The following is a 23,573-nucleotide window of genomic DNA, read 5'->3' as shown; positions in this document are numbered from 1 at the left end:
CTATCAAATATTTGTTTTATGCTAAAATAGCAGCAATACCTGGTAATGTTTTTCCTTCTAAACTTTCTAGCATAGCTCCACCACCGGTAGAAACATAACTAACTTTATCTTGGAAACCAAACTGTTTTACAGCCGCTACAGAATCTCCACCTCCTACAAGAGAGAAAGCTCCTTTTTCAGTAGCTTCTGCGATATAGTCACCTACGGAAATAGTTCCTTTTGAAAAAGATTCCATTTCAAAAACTCCTACAGGACCATTCCAAAGAATTGTCTTAGAGCTTAAAATTACATCTTTGAAAATTTCCAATGTTTTTGGTCCAGCATCTAAACCTTCCCAACCATCAGGAATGGCATCAACCGGAGAAACCTGCGTATTTGCTGTATTGCTAAAATCATCTGCAGCAACAACATCAACCGGAATATATACTTTTACTCCTTTTGCTTCTGCTTGTTTTAAAATGTCAAGCGCTAATTCTTGTTTGTCATCTTCACAAATAGAATTTCCTACTTTACCTCCTTTTGCTTTCACAAAAGTATACGTCATTCCACCACCAATGATCAAGTTATCTACTTTATCAAGAATGTTTTCAATAATGGTAATTTTTGAAGAAACTTTAGACCCTCCTAAAATAGCAGTTACAGGTTTTTCTCCTGTGCTCATTACTTTTTCAATAGATTCAATTTCTTTGGCTAATAAATATCCAAAGCATTTAGCTTCTGGGAAAAACTGAGCTACAATAGTTGTAGAAGCGTGTGCTCTGTGCGCAGTACCAAAGGCATCATTTACATAAATATCACCTAGTTTAGAAAGCTTTTCTGCAAAAGCTTCGTCACCTTTTGTTTCTTCAGCGTAGTAACGTAGGTTTTCTAAAAGCAATACTTCTCCAGCTTTCAACTCAGCTACAGCAGCTTCTGCTTTTTCACCTACACAATCTTCAACAAATTTCACCTCAACACCCAAAATTTCTGATGCTTTAGCTACAATGTGCTTTAAAGAGAATTCATCTTGAAAACCTTGTGGTCTTCCTAAGTGGCTCATTAAAACTGCGCTACCACCATCCTTCAAAATTTTGTCGATTGTTGGTTTTGCTGCTTCTATTCTTGTAGTATCAGTAACTTGAAAATCACCGTTTAGAGGTACATTGAAATCTACTCTGATCAATGCTTTTTTATTATCGAAATTAAAATCGTCGATTGTTTTCATTTGTTGTTAATTTTCTAGATGTTAAAACACAAATGTAACCAATATTCATCAGCTATAAAATGACGAAAAGCATAAATAAACATTTAGCAACCTTCGTTTTTTAAAAAAACTATCTTTGCGTATGCTTTTTTCAAACATACTAGGTCAGCAACACATAAAAAATCACCTCACCGTAAGTGTAGACAATGGTAGAATTGCCCATGCACAATTGTTTATTGGACCAGAAGGTTCCGGAACGTTGCCCATGGCAATTGCTTATGCTCAATACTTGTTGTGCCAAAATACCAATGGTGAAAATGAAGGTGGAAATCAAAGTTGTAATTTAAAGTTTGAAAACCTTTCACATCCCGATTTGCATTTTGCATTTCCGGTTGCCACTACAGATCGTGTGAAAAAGCATCCTGTTAGCACCATGTTCATGGAAGAATGGCGAAAGTTTGTGAGCGAACAAGGTTATGGAAATGCTTTTGACTGGTTTCAGGTTCTGGGTATTGAAAACAAACAGGGAATTATTGGGGTTGATGAAGCTACCGATATTGTAAAATCGTTGAGTTTAAAATCATACGAAGGTGGTTATAAAGTAATGATTATTTGGATGGCAGACCGCATGAATACTGCTGCAGCCAACAAATTATTGAAACTGATAGAAGAACCGCCGAACAAAACCATCTTTTTACTGATTGCTGAAGAGGAGGAAAAAATTATTCAAACTATACGGTCTCGTTGTCAAATTTTACATTTTCCACCGTTGACAGAAGAAGTAGTTAAACAAGGATTGGTTTCACGTGGAATTCAGGAAGCTGAAGCTGCAAAAATTGCGCATCAATCACAAGGAAATTACAACAAAGCCATTGATATTTCATTAAAAGATTCTGAAGATTTGGTATTTGAAAACTGGTTTGTATTTTGGGTAAGAGCTGCGTTTAGAGCCAAAGGAAACAAAGCGGTTATTCATGACTTAATTTCCTGGAGCGAAGAAGTTGCCGCTACCGGAAGAGAAACTCAAAAGCAGTTTTTAAATTACTGCATGGATGTTTTCCGACAAGCATTGTTACTCAATTATCAATCGCCCGATTTGGTGTATATGGAAATGCAATCGGACGGATTTAAATTGGAAAAGTTTGCACCATTTGTACACAGCGGTAATATTTTGGAAATTACCAAAGAGCTTGAAGATGCCTTGTATCACGTGGAACGTAACGGAAATGCAAAAATCATTTTTACAGACCTTTCTATAAAACTTACCAGATATTTACATAAAAAAGAAGCGGTTTAACAACCGCTTCTTTTCATTTTATACTATTCTACTGTATAGGTAACTTTATCATACCTAGTAGTTCTAAAATACCCGTAAGCATCTTCTCCATCAGACATATTTTTACAATTTCCTTGTAATGCAGCCGGAGTTGTAGCAAACGGATTTCCTGAACTTTCTGATTGTTCTAGAAGCAATGTCATGTAATTGTAATAACTTTCGGTTATGGAATACAAATAAATATCTACAACATCACCTGCTTGCAAAGGTTCTATAGTACTGTCTTCATCATCTTCAATTTCAAAAAAATCATGCATTTGATTCCCGTTTGTAAATTCATCTGAAAAAGTATCTAAGTACGGAAACAAATCTCCTTGTCGGTAATATCTGTTCATGTAATAATTATCAACTTCTGCATCATCCTGAAAATAGGTGTTCAAATCTATCACTTCATCATCAAAAGCTCCTTCCAAAGTTTGCTCTACATAATCTATGGCCGTTGGCAAAATAAAGGTATCACTTGCTTGGTACGTTTCATTATCATAAACAACCGTTAAGGTAAAAGATTGATTTTCTACTGGTTCAAAAGATGTTGTTGTATATGAACCATCATTCTGATCTTCAAAAATATATGTTTCTCCAGTTGCATCGTTCACAACACTAATCGTTGCACCAGAAACCGGACTTATTTGATCTTCTGAAAAATACGGAGTGGATTCACTCAGGTAAATAGTTTGCTCATTCCCTGAAGTTCCGTTCAGCCAATCCATGGAAGCTTCGATTACTAAATTTGAACCTTCAAAAGGTACATCTACGTCTACTACATCGGTACAAGCGGTAAACGAAATACATACCACTAATACGAATATTGATTTTATATTGAATTTCATCTTACTTTAAAATTTGAAGTTATAAGATACTGAAGGAACCATACCAAAAATGGCTGTTCTAGTAGCTTCGTTGATACCAGTTTCACGATTTTGACCAAAGGAAATTGAAGCCGCATTTTTTCTGTTATACAAATTGTAAATACTGAAAACCCACTCACCTTTCCATTTAGCTTCTGGTTTACGATTTGGACGGTACGTTGCTGAAACATCTACCCGATGATATGCCGGTAAACGATTTTCATTTCTCCCGGAATAACTAGGAACCGAAATTCCTTCATACTGATATTGGCCATTTGGGTACGTTACCGGTCTACCTGTTTGATAAATTAAATTAGCTCCAAAATCCCATTTTTTGTTAAGAGCATAAGTTCCTGTTACCGAAATATCATGCGTTTTGTTATAAGGCGTATTGTACCAATTTCCAGCATTAATTCCTGGTCCGCCTGCTGCGCCGCCCAACGTTCTTTGTTCTGCATTAGACAACGTATAGGCAATCCAACCGGTTAATTTTCCGGAATTTTTCCGAAGTAAAACTTCCAATCCGTAGGCTTTAGATTCGCCAATTAAAATTTCGGTTTCAATTGTATTTTGACCTATTAAACTTGCGCCATCTACATAATCTACTCGGTTGTCAACGGTTTTGTAAAATGATTCTACTTCTAACGAATATTTATTATCCATTAAATTTTTAAAATACCCCACCGAAAACTGATCTGATAATTGTGGTTTGATGAACTTTCCACTGGGTGCCCAAACGTCTACAGGTGTTGCTGCCGAAGTGTTAGAAATCAAATGAATATATTGCGCCGTTCTGGAATACCCTGCTTTAATAGAAGTAGCATCATTTAGCTGGTAGGAAAGTCCAACGCGGGGTTCAAAATTTCCAAATGATTTGATAACTTCTCCTTTGTCATAATACGTTTCGGAAACAGGAGTTCCTTCTTCATAAACGCCTAAAGTTTCGTTATAAACCACCGGTAAATCATTTTCATAATTGACTAAAGATTGTCCGCCAAACCTGTGAAACATACTGTATCTAATTCCGTAGAGAGCGGTTAATTTTTCAGTAAGTGTATGTTCTGCGCTAAGGTAAATTCCGGTTTCTAGTGCTCTTTTATCATCAAGTTTCATGTAATTGATAGAAGATGTTTCGGAAGTTGGTTTTACTTCTCCCGGTTGAAACATGTATGAAATTCCGCTTATTCCTGCATTCAATTTAAAATTTTGACTTGCGTAGTATTTCATATCGTACTTGAAATTATAATTTTCAATAGCCGCAACCCAATCTAGCTCTATAAAACTAATTTGAATTTTATAATCATACTTGCTATAAATCAAAGAAGCATTAGCAAATAATTTGTCATTAAACACGTGATTCCAACGCAGATTTGCAGAAGTATTTCCGTATTCGTTCTTAAAAATATTAGCAATGTCAAACTTATCACGGCCGTGATACATGGAAAGAAATAACTTGTTTTTATCGTTGATTTCGTAGTTTCCTTTGGCATTCACGTCATAGAAATACGCGCTATTTTCGTTATCGGCTAATTTTAAGAATAAATGTGCGTATGAACCACGACCCGCAACTATAAAAGAGCCTTTCTCCTTGAATAAAGGTCCTTCTACGGCTAATCTACTACTCACGGCGCCAATACCTCCTGTAAGCTCGTAATTTTTACTATTTCCGTCTTTTTGTTGCACATCTAAAACCGAAGAAACTCGTCCGCCAAATTGTGCCGGAATAGAACCTTTGTACAATTCAATATTCTTAATAGCATCTGCATTAAAAACTGAAAAGAATCCGAATAAATGCGAAGTGTTGTAAATAATAGCTTCATCGAGCAATACCAGGTTTTGATCTTCTGCACCGCCACGTACGTTAAATCCGCCAGAACCTTCTCCACTATTGGTAACTCCAGGTAGTAATTGAATGGATTTGATAATATCAACCTCCCCTAAAACTGCCGGAATTTTTTTAATAGTTTCAGTTTTCAGTTTGGTAACACTCATTTGTGGTGTTTTAATATCGGTAGCTGTATTTTCTTCTGCAGTAATCACCACTTCATCGAGCGCCATGGACTCTTCCGTAATTTCGAAATTTATTTTTTGATTTTCAGTTAGCGTAATTTGCTGTGAAATTGTTTCATAACCAATAAAAGAAACTGATAAAGTATATGTTCCAGCAGGAGCAGATAACGAGTAAAATCCGTATGAGTTAGTAGTAACGCCATAGGATGTATCTTGCAAATAGACCGATGCTCCGTAAATGGTTTCGCCATTGGTATCGTCTTTTATGGTTCCACTGATGGTTACATTTTCTTGAGAAAATGCTAGCGAAACAAAAAGAAAGCCTAAAATTAGGCAAAGGTTTTTCATAGTAAATACTTATTTGGTTAGTTTAACTTATTGTACAAATATTTATAAATTAAGTTCTTAATGAGTTACTTTTAAAATGATTTGGAGTGAACATAAATAAGTTTGGAGTAAAATGTTTCTATTTTTCTATTCGTGTTTTTCTATTTCTGATAAAATAGAAGTAAGATAGGTTTTTGATACTGGAATTTCCATTAAATTCTCTGACTTTAGAATAAGGTATTTCTTTGTTTCTTTTTTGTTTAAACAAGATACATTCATAAGGTTTACCATAAAAGATCTATGACATTGTAAAACACAACTAACAGAAAATTGTTCTAAAATATTCTTCAAACGAGTTCTAATAATTTCTCGTTTTATGTTTCCTGATTCAAGAAAATAAATAAGTACGTATTGGTTACTAGACTCTGCATAGAAAAAATCTTGTAACGGAATTTTTAATTGTAATTGATTATTTTCATCATAAAAGTCTAGCATCGCTAGTTTTTGCTTGTCTTGATATTTATGTTGATAGATATTTAATTGCTTGCCCATCGTTTTAACTTCTTCTTTCAACTTAGCAATAAACTCAAAGACTATAGCTCCAAAAAAAGGAAAAACCAATACTGTAAAAGCTCTAAAATAATTACGTAATTGGAAAGAAACATCTAATTCTTTTTCAAAATCTTTTCCTAAATCTGGAATAAAAAAAGAAATCAGAAAATACATAGCGTATACTACAAAAACCTCTATAGCAAAAAAATAAATATACTTTTTAATAGTTACCGATTGAAAATTGAATAAGGACCGTAATACAAACTGAGAAAACATAAGACCAAAAAAGCCAATACAGGTGATTGTAAAGAAAAATAAAAATTTATCTAATGCCGTATTTATTGGGTTTCTTAACTCAGTAAATAATCCGTAAGGCTGAAAGAGAATCAAAAAAAAATGTGCAAAAAGTGAAGCACTTATAATATAATTCCATTTTTTTCTGGTGCTTTGTAAGTAGTTAAAAGGCCGGTTTAAAAAATGAGTTAGTTTCATGCTTGGGTTGCCAAGTAAATTTTGCTACGTATTTTTGTTGATATTAGTACTTAAACGTAACGCAACGTTACAATATTTTTGCAGCGATAAAAAATATGGTTTTATGCACACCTTAATGTTTACCCAAGTAGCTATTTTACTATTATTCATTTTTACCTTTGGCTTTAGTGCTTTTGAAAAAATAACTGATTTTAAAGGACAAGTGTTATGGCTCAATGATTATTTTAAAAACAGTTTTATGAAACACTTTGTAAAACTATCCATTCTAAAAATTCTCTTTTTTGAAATTATAGCCACTTTTTTATGTGTTGCCGGAATCATTGAATTGATTTGGTTTGAAGGCAAAACTTTTGCACTGTTGGGTTGTTTGCTATGTATTGCTGTGCTATTGGCTTTGTTAATTGGCACGCGATTGGTAAAAGATTATGACGGTGCCAGAAATATGGTGATTTATCTTATTCCGGCGTTTTTTCTGTTGTACCTTTTAAACTAAAAAACCACCGTTTTTTTTATTCCATCTTGGACGCATAACCAGAAATAGTTGAAAAACGATTTATACTTGGTTCGTTCTACTTCAATTTGTTTAGCATCTAAATCTTCTCGCACTTTATGAACAAATATATTGGCTATAGCCGATAGAAATTTACGCTTCTTTTTTCGGTCACCTTTTTTGAGTAATTCTACTTTCAAATCATGATATTTCATGGTGAACTCTCCTTTAGCGCTGGCATCAGTTCCGTAGAAATTAAACATTACAGCGTCTACTCTACCCGATACTTGAATGTTCATCATAGGATCCATAAAATTATTAAGCTGTTTAACATCTACAGAACCAAGATTTCCTTTAATTTCAAAATAGTCTTTCTTACTGTGAATATCAAACATCCAATCTACATGTAACGGTGCTTCTTTTAAAAACTGACAATCAATAGTAATATTCGTTTTTTTGGAAGTATCCACGTTATTGATATCTGTAATAAGAATGTGCATATCTGCAAAATCAATGATTCCGGGAACTCTGCCAGGAAGTCTTTCTTCATAATCTAGTTTTGTATTGGTAATTTCGAGCGAATCTACAACCAAATCAAAGTCCAAATCTCGTAGCATTTTGCTGTACATTGGTTTGTAACTAAAATCTCGTTTCACCGATTTATCTCTATACAAATTCAAGTACGTACTATCAATTTCTATTTTAGGAATTTTAATAGATTTTCTTTCTTCAAAAAAGTTAACATCATAATGATGAATTTTGATGTTACTCACCGTAAGATCCATCCAATCATCTTGATAATCAATATGATTTATATATTCTTTTTTACTAAAACGAGGCTTTAAATGCAAACCAGAAACTTCGATGATACTATCTGAAATTACCAGATTTTTTGCTGTAAGTTCCTTGCGTTTCCCTGCATTCTGGTAAAATTCGGAAAACCGTATTTGTTTCAGACTGTATTCAAACGGAATATTTTGAGTAACTGTTTTGTTATTAACAGCAATATCAGCAAGTAAAATTTGAAAATTTTTGCTTGAAGTTTGTAGCGTATCGGTTGATGAATAAACAGAAACATTTCCGTTGTTCACTTCTAAATTTTTTAAAAGAAAAGATTTTGGTAAAGAGTCCTTCTCTTTTATTTTTTTTGACTTAGTAGAATCTTTTTCTGCTTTGTAAATAGCCAAGGTTGGAAAAGCCACATCAATCTTTGAAATTTTGATAGTGTCTGCTTTGATAACATTCAAAAGGCTTTGAAAGTTTACGTGTACGTCTTTTGCATTGATAGACAAACTATCTTTTTCTCTGTTTTTACTTTGAAGAGACACATTTGAGAAAGTTGCAGTGGTATTCCAAAAATTGATTTTGGTATCACCTATGCTTACCAAAAAGTTCTTGGAAAGTGCTTCTGTTACCTTTTTTTCAACCGTTCCGGAAGCAAAAAATCCGGCAGCTAATAAAATGGCAACAACAAGTAATAAAAAAATAAGAAAGCCCTTGAAAACTTTTGACACGGTGAATGAATTTATCTTACACCATATTACAAAAAAAAGCGCTGTGGCACAGCGCTTTTAAATATTATTTATGATTTAATGCTAATTATTCTCTAGCATATTTATCGTTCAAAGCTTTTAGAACATCTTCTGTAATATTCTTATCATCAGCTCCATACATTACACTACCACTTTCATTAGCTCCAAAAATGTAAGTATAATTATTATCAGCTCCGTAAACTTTTACAAAATCTTTTACTTCACTAATCAACGTATCAATTTCCACTTGACCTTCTTGACTAATTTTATATTCTTCCTGTTGTAAAACTTGTTGTAGACGTTGCGCCTTTTGCATCAATTTTTGATATTCTTCTTGCTGCTTTGATTGAGACATACTGTTTGCCTTCGTTTGAAAATCTTGTCCTTCAGCATCTAAAGATTTACCAATACTATCTCTTCGCATTCCAAACTTTTCCATTTTGTCTTTGTACTTCGTTTCAATGTCTTTTCTACCTTGATAATCCTCTAACAAAGTTGGAAGATCTATATAAGCAGTTTTTTCTTGACTACAAGAAATTAATCCAATTACTGCAAAAACTGTTACAACTAATTTTTTCATGTATTGTTTGTTTAAATTTTTTAAATCAATTTTTCTGAGATTTTTCTATGGATCATCTCAGCATCGCAAAAATATAAAAGTTAGTCTTCCTTTATGAAAAATGACGATGAATTTTGCGTGAAGCCTTATTATAATTAAAATTTATACTTAAAAATTTTAAATAAAATATTTTTATTGAAAACTAATCATTTTAAAGCGATTTAAGCCGTTTTTAAAATTTTATCTTGTCATTTATCATCTACTACCCTAAAACCGTCACAAAAGCTATTTATACGATTATTTAGCTCTTCGAAGCACATAAATTAGAGAAGAATACTCACCTGTAGCTTTTGCTCTGGAATTGGAACGCATTCCTATTTGAAAAGCCTTAAAATAATTCATTTTCCCATTTTTGTATTTTTCTGATAAGAGTGAAACATAAAAGGCATCAAATATTAATGGTAAGATTTTACTGATACCAAAATTTTGTTTCGAAAAAAGTTGTGCTATGCCTTCTTTTGAAAAATGCCACAAATGTCTTGGCACATCGTAAGCAGCCCAAAACTCTTTGTAATATTCTGCATCGTACGACTTGTAGTTTGGAACCGCAATTACCAAAACTCCGTTCGGTTTTAATAAAGAAGAAATTTGCTCAATTTGATTTTCTAGGTTTGGTAAATGTTCTAAAACATGCCAAAGTGTAATCACATTAAATTTTTCATTTGCTATTTTATCCAAAGAAGTATGCAATGTAATTCCTTTTTTGGTTGCATTGGCAATGGCATTTTCATTCGGTTCAATTCCGGTCACCTCCCACCCTTTTGTTTTGGCTTGCATTAAAAAATCTCCAGTTCCTGCACCAATGTCTAATAAAGTTTTCTTTTCGGTTTTGAAAGAATCGATCAGTTTTACCTTTTTATTTAAAGAATAACTTTTCACCACATGATACATTTTTTCAAACAACGAACGTTTTGCATCTGTATGCGAAATATAATCTTCACTTTCGTAATATTTCCCTAATTCATTTTCGGCTGGCTGCGGAATGGTTTCTAAAAAATCCATTTCAGCATTTTTCACCAATTGAAATGTTTCTTTAGAGACCGAATGATCTTTTACTTCTAAAAGCACTTTGGATGTTTTTGTCATGAAATTCTAAAATTCATTCAACAAATAAATAAAAACTATAAAAAAGAATCCCGCTAAAAAGCGGGAATTTGATTGAATTGTTTCACGTGGAACTACATTAACGTCCCATATAAACTAACATAATACTGATATCTGAAGGCGAAACTCCACTAATTCGTGAAGCTTGAGATAACGTGGTTGGGCGAATCTTTTTCAATTTTTCTCGTGCTTCAAAAGAAACAGACGTTAATTTATCGAAATTAAAATTCTCCGGAATACGAATATCTTCTAACCTATTTAGCTTATCTGCGTTATTTTTTTCCTTTTCAATATATCCAGAGTACTTAATCTGAATCTCGGTTTGTTCTAAAACTTCGGTATCTAAATTGTTTTCTGAGATATAATCTGAAACTTCTGCGAACTGTTTCATGTGATCCATAGTAACTTTTGGTCTGGAAAACACTTTATACATTTTATCAGATTGTTTCATTTCAGATGAAGCCAACTCCTCTAACATAGGATTTGCATCTTCCGGTTTGATACTAGTTTCTTTAAAGAAATTGATAAAAGCATCAGATTTTTGTTGCTTCTCAATCATACGATTCATGCGGTCTTCTTTCGCTAAACCTATTTCGTACCCAAGTGGCGTTAAACGAATATCTGCATTATCTTGGCGTAACAAGGTTCTATATTCTGCTCTCGACGTAAACATACGATAAGGTTCTTCAGTTCCTTTGGTTATTAAATCGTCAATTAAAACTCCAATATAAGCTTCGTTACGCTTCAAAATAAATGGATTTCTACCTTGAACTTTCAACGCTGCATTAATACCCGCCATTAATCCTTGGGAACCTGCTTCTTCATAACCGGTAGTTCCGTTGATTTGTCCAGCAAAATACAATCCACTTACCAATTTGGTTTCAAGCGTATGCTTTAATTGTGTTGGCGGAAAATAATCATACTCGATAGCATAACCAGGTCTGAAGAATTTCACTTGCTCAAAACCAACAACAGAACGCAACGCTTTGAACTGAACATCTTCTGGCAACGAAGTAGAAAAACCATTTACATAGACTTCTACCGTGTTCCATCCTTCCGGTTCAATAAACATTTGGTGACGATCTTTATCGGCAAAACGATTGATTTTATCTTCGATGGAAGGACAATATCTTGGACCCGTACTTTTGATAGCACCATTAAACATAGGCGAACGATCGAAACCAGTACGCAATAAATCGTGAACTTTTTCACTTGTGTACGTCATGTGACAATCGCGTTGATGTGTCAATGGTTTGGTAACATCTGAATATGAAAATTTTTCTGGAATGGCATCTCCAGGCTGAACCGTCATTTTTGAATAATCTAACGAACGACCATCAACACGTGGAGGTGTTCCGGTTTTCATTCTTCCAGCTTCAAAACCTAGCTCAACCAAATCGGCAGTAATTCCGGTAGCGGCTCTTTCTCCTGCTCTACCACCACCCATTTGTTTTTCTCCAATATGAATCAAACCGTTCAAGAAAGTTCCGTTTGTCAAGACTACAGACTTCGCATAAATTGACAAACCAAGAGAAGTTTTCACTCCTTTAATCTCATTATTTTCCACGATCAAACCGGAAACCATTTCCTGATAAAAATCCAAATTTGGAGTTTGCTCCAACATCATTCTCCATTCTTCAGCAAAACGCATACGATCACTTTGAGCTCTTGGAGACCACATTGCCGGACCTTTGGATTTATTTAACATCTTGAATTGAATCGCAGTTCTATCCGTTACAATTCCACTGTAACCTCCCAACGCATCAATCTCTCTTACAATTTGTCCTTTTGCAATACCTCCCATCGCAGGATTACAAGACATTTGAGCGATGTTTTGAAGGTTCATGGTAACCAATAACGTACTTGCTCCCATATTTGCAGCAGCGGCCGCAGCCTCTGATCCGGCATGGCCAGCACCAACTACAATCACATCATATTCTCTATCAAACATACAATTCTACTTTATGTTTCACGTGGAACTTACTAATACAATAATCGAAATATCGATTATTGTTTCACGTGGAACAGCTTAATTTTTTCTTCTTCTTTACTTCTCATTAAATCAGCATCAGCATCTGATTTATCTTTATAACCACAATAATGTAATACTCCGTGAGACATGACTCTTAAAAGTTCCACGTGAAACATTACATTAAAATACTTTGCATTATCTTCTACTCTTTCAATAGAAATGAAGATATCACCAGAGACTACATCACCTTCTGTGTAATCAAAGCTAATAATATCAGTCAGCGTATCATGATCTAAATAATCTACATTGATCTTATGCAAATATTCATCATTACAAAAAATATAGTTTAGCTCACCTAATTCTTTATCTTCAGAAGATAAAATCGATGCAATCCATTTACCATAATCGGCCTCGTTGGAAAGTTCAAATTCTGTTTCGTAATGAAAATTAATCATGCTCTTTAAAATACTGATTTACTTTAGCTTTATAAAATTGGCGCAAAGGTAGTATTTGTCTATTTAAAATTTCAACTTGATTGAAATAATCTTTCAATCGATCTACATCGGTATGTATTCCCTCAAATTCCTTAGAGTTGGATTCACTTTGTCGTTCTTCCTTTTTACCCTGTTCAAATGAAGCATTTTCCAGTTTTATTAACTGTTGTTCTATGCGTTTCATTTTTTGTAAAGTTTGTTCCGTAATACCTCTCGACAACAATTCTTCCTCTACTGATTCTATATCCTTAATAACTGTTTGAGTGTTTCTCTTTTGCTCAGAACTTAGTTTATCATTTAACTGCTTTTCTAATTCTTGACGTAATTTTTGTTGTTGTTTATAGATTTCAAACAGTTCTTGATTACTCATTTCAGCAGACCCATTTCCACCTGAAGAACCTCCATTTTCACCCGATTGTTCTTTACCCTCTTTACCTTTTTCTCCAGATTTGTTACCGTTTTCTTTTTTACCTTCACCATCCCTCCCTTCACCCTTAGAACCTTCTCCTGATTCACCCAATTGGGATTGTCCACTTTGGGAAGGCATTTGTCCTTCCATTTGTTCATTAAGTTGCTGTTGAGATTGTATAATATCTGGTAATTGAAATCCTTGACTTTGGGAACCTTTACCTTGACCACTACTCTGCATTTGCATCTGGTTTTGCATGCTATTTAATACATCACTCAACATATTTGCCAAATTGTTTACAGCCGTTAAAGCATATTGTTGACTGCTCATTCCCTGATAAATTTGATTTTCAGAAAGCCGTTCTAAACTTTTATCTACATTGAAATACACATCCTCTATTTGAGAATTGATTTCATCAGAAATCATTGGTTGACGCAAAGACAACGCAAACAAACTATCATCTACATGTTCAAACATCATTTTCAAATCTTGTTGTTTCAACAGTTGTTTTGAAAAACCATTTGAAGTAGTTACATATTTAGAAATTTGTAACTGCAAATCTTCTTGTTGATTTGAATAAACAACTAAATTATCTAGAATTTGACGAAGCATTTCTAAATCTTCAGACATAGTTTCCATAGCACCCATTTGCATTCCACCCTGCATTTTGCTGCTCATTTGTTTCATTTTTTGAGCAGCTTGCTTTTGTTTTTGTTGAGCATTTTGTTGCTGTTTGGATTGTTCACTTGGTGAATCTGATTGTTCTGAATTCTCCAAATTTTCTTGAGCTTCTTGTTGAACTTGCTTAACAGCATCCGATTCTTTGGACTGATCAGGAATGTCCATAGGCTTTTTCAATTCCTGATTATCCTTTTGCAATTGTTCTAATTCATTAGATAACTCATCAAACTGCTTATTCAATTTTTCTTGTTCTGCAGAAGTATTTTGTTCAGTACTCTTTTCTGATAACTCCTTTTGCTTATCAGCTAAAGCATCAATTTCCTTATTGATCATTTCCGCTTTTTGTTGAACATAATAACGTTTCACCAATTCTAACATTTGTTTGGTATCACGATTATTCTTGTTCTTCTGATTTTGAAATTCTTCTAATTTCCCAGACATCTCTTCTTTACTCAACTTATCCAAATACTTCTGCATTTCTTCAAGCATCTTCTGCTCCTCTTCCATCTTTTTCTGCAAACGCTCTAATCTTTCTTGCAAGTATTTATCTTCTTCAGCATTGAGATCATTTTCCTTTTTAAAATCATTCAAATTTTCCTTCAACTGCTCAGAAAGTTGATCCATTTGTTTTAACTGATTTCGTTCTTTCTTTAAAACATCTTGAATCTTTTGTTGATCGGAATAATTCAAATCCTTCTTTTCCTTTTGCAATTTTGAAACTTCTTCTAATTCTTTTTGTTGTTCATTGAACTTTTCAAAAGATTTACTGAAATCAGAAATTGATTGTTTTTGATTTTTTAACAATTCCTGTTGCTTTTCGCTTTTGGTCGCTACATGATATTGTTGTGTAGTAGATTTAGAAATTTTACCTCCATGAAAAGGATCGTTATCTGTAACTTCATAATAAAATTCGTATGACTCACCTTTTGGTAAATTAATCGTATCTGGAAAAGAAGTAAAAAATTGATACATATTATCCGAAGGAATATTCAATCTAATTCTCTCTTCTACATCAGGGTAATTTACGTTGTAATACACCAGAGAAAGTTTCTTCAAACCATAATCATCGCTAACATTTCCATTCACAATAATAGCATCGGTAATACTGTCTTTTACCGTTTGAATTTGAATAGATGGAAAGCCATCTTTTACTATTTCTAACTCATAATTAAAATTTTCATAAGATTGAAAATTCTTGTTATTGGTATTAATTGCATACTTTAAATTTGAAAACACTTGTCGATTAAACTCAAACAAATTTTGATTTTTCTTAAACGACTGTAGTGAATCTTTTTCTATAAACCGAACATCGTCCGTTGCATTTGTTTTTAATTTCCACACAACTTTTGTACCCTCCGGAATAATGGCATTTCCTGAACTTTTTAATACTTCATCCTTTTTGGAAGTATAAGATGGATAATCAAGTAACATTTCAAAATTCAAAATCATGGGAACTTGAATAACGTTCAACTTATAATGTGCAGAAGAAACATCATTAGCTTTTAGATAAAATTCAGTTACAGATGATACATTTTCAAATGTGTATTCAAAAGTTTGAGCATCTATCTTTTTTAGAAAATATTGTTCATCATCAAAATGTATTGAAACCGATGAAGGCAAAACATCGCCAACAACTTTTGCTTGTACCGTATAAGACTTTCCCTCCTCTACTTTAAAATTCTCATTGGTGATAAAAATTTCAAAAGGAGCCGGTGGAATATATTCTTTGGAATAATTAACAACCCTATCATAGCTTTCTGTAAACCAATTAATGGATCCAAAGAACAAACAAAACACAAATATCAAAATAGGAATTAAGGCATATTTGGTATATTTTAAATTCGTTTTAAAATTAACCGCAAAATGAAAAGGGATGGGTTGCAACTCTAAACTTCGTTGTTCTATACTTGCCAACAACAAATCTGATTCTTGCTTGCTTTCTGAAAGCTGAATTAAATTCATCAACTTATCATTTACATCCGGAAAATGATTTCCGATAATCTTCGAAGCATCAGCTGCAGAAATTCCTTTTTTTAACTTGAATAAATATGCTAACGGAATACAAACAAACTTGAATAGCAAAGCAAGCTCCACGCCAATAAACAACCAAAACAAAATTTTACGAGCTACGGGTGACAACCAAAAAAAATGTTCCACAAGTAGCGTTATCAAAAAATATAACAATCCGATCGATACAAAAAGAATAACTCCTTTGATCAATTCATTCAGGTAAAACTTTCTGGTGAATTGGACTAATTTTTGTTGTATGTATTGAAAATTGTTCAAAAGCTATCTTTTAGATGTTGATATAGTCTTGATTAAACCTATAAAATTACAATATATTCTAATATAAACAGGTTATTAACATATGAAGCATAAAACTTTGTATTTTTGCCGCAAAACAAAGAAACATCATGTCTAAAAAAGTGAGAGTACGTTTTGCCCCAAGTCCAACCGGACCATTGCATATTGGTGGCGTTCGTACAGCGTTATTCAACTACTTATTTGCTAAAAAACATAATGGAACTTTTTATGTTCGAATAGAAGATACCGATCAAACACGTTTTGTTCCTGGTGCAGAAGCTTACATTTTTGAAGCTTTGGAATGGTTAGGAATTGCTCCCGATGAAACTGTTGGAAAAAATGAACAATTTGGTCCGTACAAACAAAGCGAACGTAAACATTTATACAAAGATTTTGCTGAAGAATTGATTGCCAAAGGAAAAGCGTATTATGCGTTTGATAAACCTGAGGCTTTAGCAGAAGCAAGAAAAGCTTGTGAAGCAGAAGGAAAAACGTTTATCTACAACTGGGAAAATCGTGGAACCTTAGAAAATTCTTTCACACTTTCTAAAGAAGAAGTTGCTGAAAAAATTGCTAATGGTGAAGCTTATGTGGTTCGTTTTAACATGTACACACCTGATGCAGAAGAAGCTAATATTACTACTACCGATTTGATTAGAGGTGAAGTATCTTTCAAAAAAGAATTACTAGACGACAAAGTTTTGTTTAAAAGTGACGGAATGCCAACCTATCACCTAGCGAACATTGTAGATGATCATTTAATGGAAACTTCTCATGTAATTCGTGGTGAAGAATGGTTGCCTTCGCTTCCACTTCACATTGCTTTGTACGAAGCCTTTGGTTGGAAAAAACCAGAATTTGCCCATTTACCATTAATTTTAAAACCTGTAGGTAATGGAAAATTAAGCAAACGTGACGGTGATAAAATGGGATTCCCGGTATTTCCTTTAGAATGGAAAACTGAAGAAACAACTTCCATGGGTTATCGTGAACAAGGATATTTCCCACAAGCTGTAGTGAATTTCTTAGCATTGTTAGGTTGGAATGATGGAACTGATAAAGAGTTATTCTCTTTAAAAGAACTTACAGAAACTTTTGATTTAGACAGAGTAAATAAATCAGGTGCAAAATTTGATCCTGAGAAAAATAAATGGTTCAACCATCAATATTTACAGCAGAAATCAGATGCTGAAATAGCTGAACTTTTCGCTCCTATTGTTCATAATCATGTTGAAACTCCAATTGAAACCATAACAACCGTTGTTGGTTTGGTAAAAGAACGTGCCAACTTTGTAAATGAACTTTGGGATTTAAGCGATTATTTCTTTGTGAATCCTACTGAATATGATGCAAAAGCTTCTAAAAAACAGTGGAAAGAACAAACGCCAACCATTATGCAAGAGTTGATTGCTGTGTTAGAAGGTATAGAAGATTTCACTTCATCAAATACTGAAACCATTGTAAAAGAATGGCTTACAGAAAAAGGTTATGGTTTTGGCCAGGTAATGCCTCCATTCAGACTTTCGTTAGTCGGAGCTATGAAAGGTCCGCATGTATTTGACATTGCTGCAGTTCTTGGAAAAGAAACCAGTATTGAACGAATACAGAAAGCAATTGATACTTTATCATAAATAGAAAGCCGCTCAGCATAGAGCGGTTTTTTTATAACTTGTAACATTTTTATACAATAGCGACAAATATTACTGAAAGCCTAAATTTGATTGTTCAAACTTAAAATTTATAACCATGTATCCACAAATTATCATTGCAGTACTTCTGCTGTTACTCATCGTTGCTTCTGTATTTACCGTAAGACAACAAACTGCTTACATTATTGAAACCTTTGGTAAATTTAGTAGCATTCGTCATTCCGGACTTCAATTTAAAATTCCAGTAGCACAAAAAATAGCAGGAAAAATAAGTTTAAAAATTCAGCAATTAGATGTAATTGTAGAAACCAAAACGCTTGATGATGTATTTGTTAGATTAAAAGTTTCGGTACAATACGTAGTTATCAAAGACAAAGTTTACGATGCGTTTTATAAATTAGAATATCCACATGATCAAATTACATCGTATGTTTTTGATGTTGTACGTGCCGAAGTTCCTAAAATGAAATTGGACAACGTTTTTGTAAAGAAAGATGATATTGCCATTGCAGTAAAAGCAGAATTACAAGACGCGATGTTGGAATATGGTTTTGACATTATCAAAACTTTAGTCACAGATATTGATCCCGATTCTCAAGTAAAAGAAGCTATGAACCGAATCAACGCAGCAGAACGTCAAAAAACAGCTGCTCAGTTTGAAGGTGATGCACAACGTATTTTAATTGTTGAAAAAGCAAGAGCTGAAGCAGAAAGCAAGCGTTTACAAGGACAAGGTATTGCAGATCAACGTAGAGAAATTGCACGTGGTTTAGAAGAATCTGTAGCTGTTTTGAATAAAGTTGGAATTAGTTCTCAAGAAGCTTCTGCCCTAATTGTGGTAACGCAACACTATGATACGTTGCAATCCTTAGGTGAAGAAACCAACAGTAATTTAATTTTGTTACCAAACACACCGCAAGCCGGTAGCGATATGCTGAATAATATGGTCGCCAGCTTTACAGCTAGTAATCAAATTAGTGAAACCATGAAACAGCATAAACTAGAAAATGGTGACAATACTAAGAAATAGTAAATATTTTTTTATTAATTTGTAAGGAGCTTAAAATTTAAGCTCCTTTTTTTATAATTTAAAAATAGTACCGCTATGAAAATATTGTTTACCAGTATTGCAACGCTGTTGGCCAGTACTTTTTTACCAATCAATGATTCTAATACTACACCAAAAAATAACCTGAATTATATTTCAGACAACTATTACGTTGGCGTATATAAAGCTGATAGTCTTTTTATAAAAGGAGATTACGAAAAAAGCTATACTATACTCGACGATCTTTTCAAGGAATTTACTCCAGTAAATATGGAGATCTACAATGAATACAAAACCTATGTAAAAGCTTCTTACATTGCCGGAAATGCTTCTGAAACATTTCAACATTTCAAAAATCTTATAACTACTTATGGTATTTCCTGGAAGCAAATAACTCACGACAACGTTTTAAATACAATTGCGAAAGAAAACGATTTCGTATTAGAAGATTACAACCAATTGAAAAACACTTTTGACTCTCATGTTGATAATGCTTTAGTTACCGAAATAAAATCTCTCAAAGAAAAACTGAATTTCTACAGAAACCTTGAAAAGTTGAATGATGCTAGCATGAAAATCAAAATAGTTAATTTCAAAAAGGAGTATTTACAACGTATAGAATCAATTTTAAATAAAAATGGTTATCCAAGTATATCTGAGACTGGAAAAAGCTCTAAAAACGCTTACATAGATCTTCAAGATGATTTTTACATGCTTTTACAAAATATTTCTGATGAAGGACTTAAAAATAACATTTTGCCTACTTTAAAAACATTGGTTGCTAAAGGAGAATGTGATCCTAAGATTTATGCTAAGTTGTACGATTATCATTTATCAAAAGAATCTCATCAGCAAAAATTTGGAACCATCACTTTTGATTCTGAAGATCATATTCAAAATAAAGATTCTATCAATATTTATAGAAAATCCATAGGTTTGCCATCCTATGGTTATGAAAGTTGGAGATTTAAAAATCTTCATCCTGTTGACTACAAAAAAATAAATCCTTGAGAAGAATATCTTCCCAAGGATTTATTTAACTAACCAAATTATCTATACTTAAAACTAAACTAATTCTATTTGAGAATTTTTCTAACTATATAAGTTATAATGAATTTTCTAGCAATGCCTGTGAATCCTCCTAGAAGATTGGTTGGCATTAATTGTTCTTTTGTTTTACTCAGATTTAATTTTACTTTTTCGGCGGCTATATCTCTTTCTAGCTTTCTTATAGCTAGATCATTATCTATTTCTTCAAAACTTTTGTAGACTCTCATGCTTGTCAATTTTTAGGGATTAGTTGTCATCTTCTAATTCATCAAAGAAATCTTCTGAAAACTCTTTCAAAATTTTCCTTTCAATTATCTGTCTATTCGCATAAAAGATAATAGCAACGAGTATGTAAAACACTCCTACTATTAAAAATCCTAAAAATCTATTATCTAGCAATTCTCCTATTCCAAAAGAAGCAGCAAAAGAAATAAACAACGCCGCAATAACAAGTATAAAACCAGTTATAAGCAATTGAGACATAGAAGTTACTCCCTTCATTAAAAGCTTAAATGCTTTCAATTTGTAGTATGAAACACTCGAATTTACATACTGTTGAGCGTTTTCATTTACTTCACCGAGGTTCTCTTTAATGTTGTCTATCATGTAAAGGGCAAATTACCTAATTATATATTTACTTCTTCGGTAACTACTACATTGTTTTTACCTTTTTGAAGTTTAGCATTTTTTGCTTTCAAATCTTCTAATTTGCGCTCCATAGTGTTGATAACGTCTTCTGCTTTGTAGCTCATACTAGAAAGAGTTTCTTCTAAAGTTTCTTCAAAATCCGCTTTCTTTTTATCTGCTGTTTGAGATAACTCTTCTGCAATTTGAGAAATTCTTAAAGATAAATCATCTTTAGTTTCTATTGCTTTACTTTTGATTTTTTTTCTGGTTTTTGAACCTTTCGCAGGAGCAAATAACATTCCCGCTCCTACTCCTAATGCTGCTCCTGCAACCAATGCAACTAATGTACTTCCTGTCTTATTCATATCAATTTTTTTTAGGTTATTAAATAAATTCACTTCTAAAGTATTCTTTTTAATAGGAATTTACTGTTAAACGACCGTTAATTGATATTCCGTTAACAAAAGCAAATAGCTACCGACTTTGGTAGCTATTTTATTTATTTTTAATATTTTATGAAAATATTATTTGCTTTCAAGTTTTGCCCAAGTATCGCGTAATCCTACAGTTTTGTTAAAAACTAATTGATCGTTGGTAGTATCTTTATCTACACAAAAATATCCTATTCGTTGAAATTGGAAACGCTCTCCTACCTTTGCAGAAGCTAAACTAGGTTCAACATAACCTGTAACAACTTGTAAAGAATCTGGATTTATGAATTCTAAAAAGTTTTTATCCTTATGACTATCTGGAGCTGCATCTGCAAATAAACGGTCATAAATACGAATTTCAGCTTCCTGAGCATGAGCTACAGAAACCCAGTGCAGTGTTCCTTTTACCTTACGCATACTAGCTTCTGTTCCACTTCCGCTTCGGCTATCTTCATCATACGTACAATGAATTTCGGTAACATTACCATTTTCATCTTTCACACAACTTTCTGCTTTAATGATGTATGCATTCTTTAAGCGAACTTCTCCACCTAGTTTTAAACGGAAAAACTTACGGTTTGCTTCTTCCCTAAAATCTTCCTTTTCAATATACAACTCTCTAGAAAAAGGTACTTTTCTATAGGTCATTACTTCATCTTCCGGATTGTTTTCAGCATCTAACCATTCTTCTCCATCTTCAGGATAATTAGTGATAACCACTTTTACCGGATCTAAAACTCCCATAACACGTGGAGCTATTTTATTTAGATCTTCTCGAACGCAAAACTCCAATAAAGATACATCTATCAAATTTTCACGTTTTGCAATACCAATAGTATCAGCAAAATTTCTAATTGAATTTGGTGTATATCCTCTTCTTCGAAGACCAGAAATAGTAGGCATACGAGGATCATCCCAAGCAGTTACATGACCTTCTTTAACCAGTTGCAATAATTTACGTTTACTAACAACGGTATGACTTAAATTACGACGTGCAAACTCACGCTGTTTAGGACGTATCTTTTCACTATCATATACTTGATCTAAGAACCAATCATACAATTCACGGTGCATGGCAAACTCAAGCGTACAAAAGGAGTGTGAAACCTGTTCTAAATAATCACTTTCACCATGAGTCCAGTCATACATTGGATAAATACACCAATTGTTTGCAGTTCTATGGTGATATTTATGCATAATTCTATACATGATAGGATCTCTCATCAACATGTTTGATGATGTCATATCTATCTTTGCACGCAATACTTGATCTCCTGCTTCAAATTCTCCATTCTTCATTCGCTCAAACAAATCCAAATTGTCTTCAATAAGACGATTTCTATAAGGACTCTCTTTACCAGGCGTGGTTGGAGTTCCTTTTTGAGCAGCAATTTCTTCAGAAGATTGTGAATCTACATATGCTTTTCCTTGCTTAATAAGCTCAACAGCCCATTCATACAAATGCGGAAAATAATCGGATGCATAACATTCATGATTCCATTCAAACCCTAACCAAGAAACATCTCTTTTGATTGCATCAACATATTCCTGTTCTTCCTTTTCTGGATTGGTATCATCAAAACGAAGGTTTACCGGTGCATTGTATGTTAATCCTAAACCAAAGTTTAAACAAATAGAACTTGCATGTCCAATATGTAAATATCCATTTGGCTCTGGTGGAAATCTGAATCGTAAATCATCTGTAGAAAATCCATTTCTAAGATCTTCTTCAATAATATGCTCTATAAAATTGAGCGATTTTTTTTCTTCTGACATAAATAATTAAGATAGAAGCATTACTAATTACTGCAAAAATAAAAATTAGTACCAACAATCAATCAATAGAAAACGTTATTATTCGTTAATAGCACAGTTTAAAATCTATCTTTGCAAAAATTTTTTTCATGGGAATTATCAAAGTTACCAATATAAAGGTTTATGCATATCACGGTTGTTTAACCGAAGAAGGAAAAATAGGTAGTGATTACCGCGTTGATGTATCGGTTAAAGCAAATTTACAACCCTCAGCAACCAGTGATGAATTATCTGAAACTGTTGATTATGTACATATTAATAAAATAGTGAAAGAAGAAATGCTTGTACGGTCTAAGCTTCTGGAACATGTAGCTAAACGTATTTTGAATAGAATTTTTGAAGAAATAAGTATTGCAGAAGAGGCAACAGTTGCAGTTTCAAAGATAAATCCGCCGATTGGTGGAAATGTAGAAATGGTGACTATAGAAATGACCTTGAACAGAACACTTTAAGAAAACCTTTTACCCTAGTGATATTTTTGCTTGGTAATAAAAAATAAATATGTAAATTTGCCGTCCGCAAAGGGCATCATGGCCGAGCGGCTAGGCAGCGGTCTGCAAAACCGTCTACAGCGGTTCGAATCCGCTTGATGCCTCCAAA

General features: G+C 33.3%; 20 protein-coding genes and 1 tRNA gene. 7 read left to right on the top strand and 14 right to left on the bottom strand.

Going from position 1 to position 23,573, the window contains the following annotated elements:
* Positions 1-16: 16 nt before the first annotated feature.
* Positions 17-1,204: a phosphoglycerate kinase gene (locus tag BM383_RS00565; protein WP_093021482.1), complete on the bottom strand. Its 1,188-nt coding sequence runs from the start codon at positions 1,202-1,204 to the stop codon at positions 17-19.
* Between the two features lie 121 nt (positions 1,205-1,325).
* Here BM383_RS00565 and holB point away from each other — a divergent pair, with 121 nt between their 5' ends.
* Entirely contained in the window at positions 1,326-2,480 is a 1,155-nt protein-coding gene (gene holB, locus BM383_RS00560) for a DNA polymerase III subunit delta' (RefSeq protein WP_093021479.1), read from the top strand.
* Positions 2,481-2,503: 23 nt separating this feature from the next.
* Here the strand turns inward: holB and BM383_RS00555 are convergent, their stop codons facing one another.
* The 3 genes from BM383_RS00555 to BM383_RS18760 all read right to left on the bottom strand — a co-directional run bounded on the left by BM383_RS00555 (position 2,504) and on the right by BM383_RS18760 (position 6,430).
* A complete protein-coding gene (locus tag BM383_RS00555) occupies positions 2,504-3,349 on the bottom strand; it encodes a DUF4249 domain-containing protein (RefSeq protein ID WP_093021476.1) in 846 nt (281 codons plus the stop codon).
* 6 nt (positions 3,350-3,355) lie between these two features.
* Positions 3,356-5,725 carry a TonB-dependent receptor gene (locus tag BM383_RS00550; protein WP_093021473.1) on the bottom strand — a complete coding sequence of 790 codons (2,370 nt, stop codon included), beginning with the start codon at positions 5,723-5,725 and terminating at the stop codon, positions 3,356-3,358.
* Between the two features lie 126 nt (positions 5,726-5,851).
* On the bottom strand, positions 5,852-6,430 hold the full coding sequence (locus BM383_RS18760) for a LytTR family DNA-binding domain-containing protein (RefSeq protein ID WP_177229043.1): 579 nt from the start codon (positions 6,428-6,430) through the stop codon (positions 5,852-5,854).
* A gap of 421 nt (positions 6,431-6,851) precedes the next feature.
* On the opposite strand from BM383_RS18760, the gene BM383_RS00540 reads away from it, so the two are divergent.
* Positions 6,852-7,241 carry a DoxX family protein gene (locus BM383_RS00540; RefSeq protein WP_143106322.1) on the top strand — a complete coding sequence of 130 codons (390 nt, stop codon included), beginning with the start codon at positions 6,852-6,854 and terminating at the stop codon, positions 7,239-7,241.
* On the opposite strand, the gene BM383_RS00535 is transcribed toward BM383_RS00540, so the two are convergent.
* The 6 genes from BM383_RS00535 to BM383_RS00510 form a co-directional block, all read right to left on the bottom strand.
* Positions 7,238-8,752 carry a DUF748 domain-containing protein gene (locus BM383_RS00535; protein ID WP_093021464.1) on the bottom strand — a complete coding sequence of 505 codons (1,515 nt, stop codon included), beginning with the start codon at positions 8,750-8,752 and terminating at the stop codon, positions 7,238-7,240. The genes BM383_RS00540 and BM383_RS00535 overlap by 4 nt on opposite strands.
* A gap of 85 nt (positions 8,753-8,837) precedes the next feature.
* Positions 8,838-9,350 carry an OmpH/Skp family outer membrane protein gene (locus BM383_RS00530; RefSeq protein ID WP_093021461.1) on the bottom strand — a complete coding sequence of 171 codons (513 nt, stop codon included), beginning with the start codon at positions 9,348-9,350 and terminating at the stop codon, positions 8,838-8,840.
* Positions 9,351-9,626: 276 nt separating this feature from the next.
* Entirely contained in the window at positions 9,627-10,475 is an 849-nt protein-coding gene (locus BM383_RS00525; protein WP_093021458.1) for a class I SAM-dependent methyltransferase, read from the bottom strand.
* Positions 10,476-10,572: 97 nt separating this feature from the next.
* Positions 10,573-12,444 carry a tRNA uridine-5-carboxymethylaminomethyl(34) synthesis enzyme MnmG gene (gene mnmG, locus BM383_RS00520; RefSeq protein WP_093021455.1) on the bottom strand — a complete coding sequence of 624 codons (1,872 nt, stop codon included), beginning with the start codon at positions 12,442-12,444 and terminating at the stop codon, positions 10,573-10,575.
* A 56-nt stretch (positions 12,445-12,500) separates the two neighbouring features.
* Complete coding sequence (ybeY, locus tag BM383_RS00515; protein ID WP_093021452.1) at positions 12,501-12,920, bottom strand: rRNA maturation RNase YbeY; 420 nt, start codon at positions 12,918-12,920, stop codon at positions 12,501-12,503.
* Positions 12,913-16,335 (bottom strand): DUF4175 family protein, encoded by a 3,423-nt coding sequence (locus BM383_RS00510; RefSeq protein ID WP_143106321.1) that lies wholly within the window; start codon positions 16,333-16,335, stop codon positions 12,913-12,915. The genes ybeY and BM383_RS00510 overlap by 8 nt, the downstream gene beginning before the upstream one ends.
* 128 nt (positions 16,336-16,463) lie before the next feature.
* Here BM383_RS00510 and gltX point away from each other — a divergent pair, with 128 nt between their 5' ends.
* The 3 genes from gltX (at position 16,464) to BM383_RS00495 (ending at position 20,061) form a co-directional block, all read left to right on the top strand.
* Positions 16,464-17,984: a glutamate--tRNA ligase gene (gltX, locus tag BM383_RS00505; protein WP_093021446.1), complete on the top strand. Its 1,521-nt coding sequence runs from the start codon at positions 16,464-16,466 to the stop codon at positions 17,982-17,984.
* A 115-nt stretch (positions 17,985-18,099) separates the two neighbouring features.
* Positions 18,100-19,032, top strand: coding sequence for an SPFH domain-containing protein (locus BM383_RS00500; RefSeq protein WP_093021443.1), 933 nt, complete (start codon positions 18,100-18,102; stop codon positions 19,030-19,032).
* Positions 19,033-19,107: 75 nt separating this feature from the next.
* Complete coding sequence (locus BM383_RS00495; RefSeq protein WP_093021440.1) at positions 19,108-20,061, top strand: hypothetical protein; 954 nt, start codon at positions 19,108-19,110, stop codon at positions 20,059-20,061.
* Between the two features lie 65 nt (positions 20,062-20,126).
* On the opposite strand, the gene BM383_RS00490 is transcribed toward BM383_RS00495, so the two are convergent.
* The 4 genes from BM383_RS00490 to BM383_RS00475 all read right to left on the bottom strand — a co-directional run bounded on the left by BM383_RS00490 (position 20,127) and on the right by BM383_RS00475 (position 22,934).
* Positions 20,127-20,327 carry a DUF6327 family protein gene (locus BM383_RS00490; RefSeq protein ID WP_093021437.1) on the bottom strand — a complete coding sequence of 67 codons (201 nt, stop codon included), beginning with the start codon at positions 20,325-20,327 and terminating at the stop codon, positions 20,127-20,129.
* Positions 20,328-20,346: 19 nt separating this feature from the next.
* Complete coding sequence (locus BM383_RS00485) at positions 20,347-20,706, bottom strand: phage holin family protein (protein WP_093021434.1); 360 nt, start codon at positions 20,704-20,706, stop codon at positions 20,347-20,349.
* Between the two features lie 20 nt (positions 20,707-20,726).
* Complete coding sequence (locus BM383_RS00480; protein ID WP_093021431.1) at positions 20,727-21,092, bottom strand: YtxH domain-containing protein; 366 nt, start codon at positions 21,090-21,092, stop codon at positions 20,727-20,729.
* A 159-nt stretch (positions 21,093-21,251) separates the two neighbouring features.
* Positions 21,252-22,934, bottom strand: a complete 1,683-nt coding sequence (locus tag BM383_RS00475) for a glutamine--tRNA ligase/YqeY domain fusion protein (protein WP_093021428.1) — start codon at positions 22,932-22,934, stop codon at positions 21,252-21,254.
* A 128-nt stretch (positions 22,935-23,062) separates the two neighbouring features.
* Between BM383_RS00475 and folB the strand changes: the two genes are divergently transcribed.
* Together folB and BM383_RS00465 are read left to right on the top strand one after the other, a co-directional pair.
* The gene (gene folB, locus BM383_RS00470) at positions 23,063-23,425 is read left to right on the top strand and encodes a dihydroneopterin aldolase (protein ID WP_093021425.1); all 363 of its coding nucleotides are present in this window, start codon (positions 23,063-23,065) and stop codon (positions 23,423-23,425) included.
* 72 nt (positions 23,426-23,497) lie between these two features.
* Positions 23,498-23,571: transfer RNA gene (locus BM383_RS00465), tRNA-Cys, on the top strand.
* The last annotated feature ends 2 nt before the right edge of the window (positions 23,572-23,573 follow it).

This window comes from Pustulibacterium marinum (assembly GCF_900116665.1).
Taxonomy (GTDB): Bacteria; Bacteroidota; Bacteroidia; order Flavobacteriales; family Flavobacteriaceae; genus Pustulibacterium; species Pustulibacterium marinum.
This window is presented reverse-complemented; position numbering and strand designations above follow the sequence as displayed.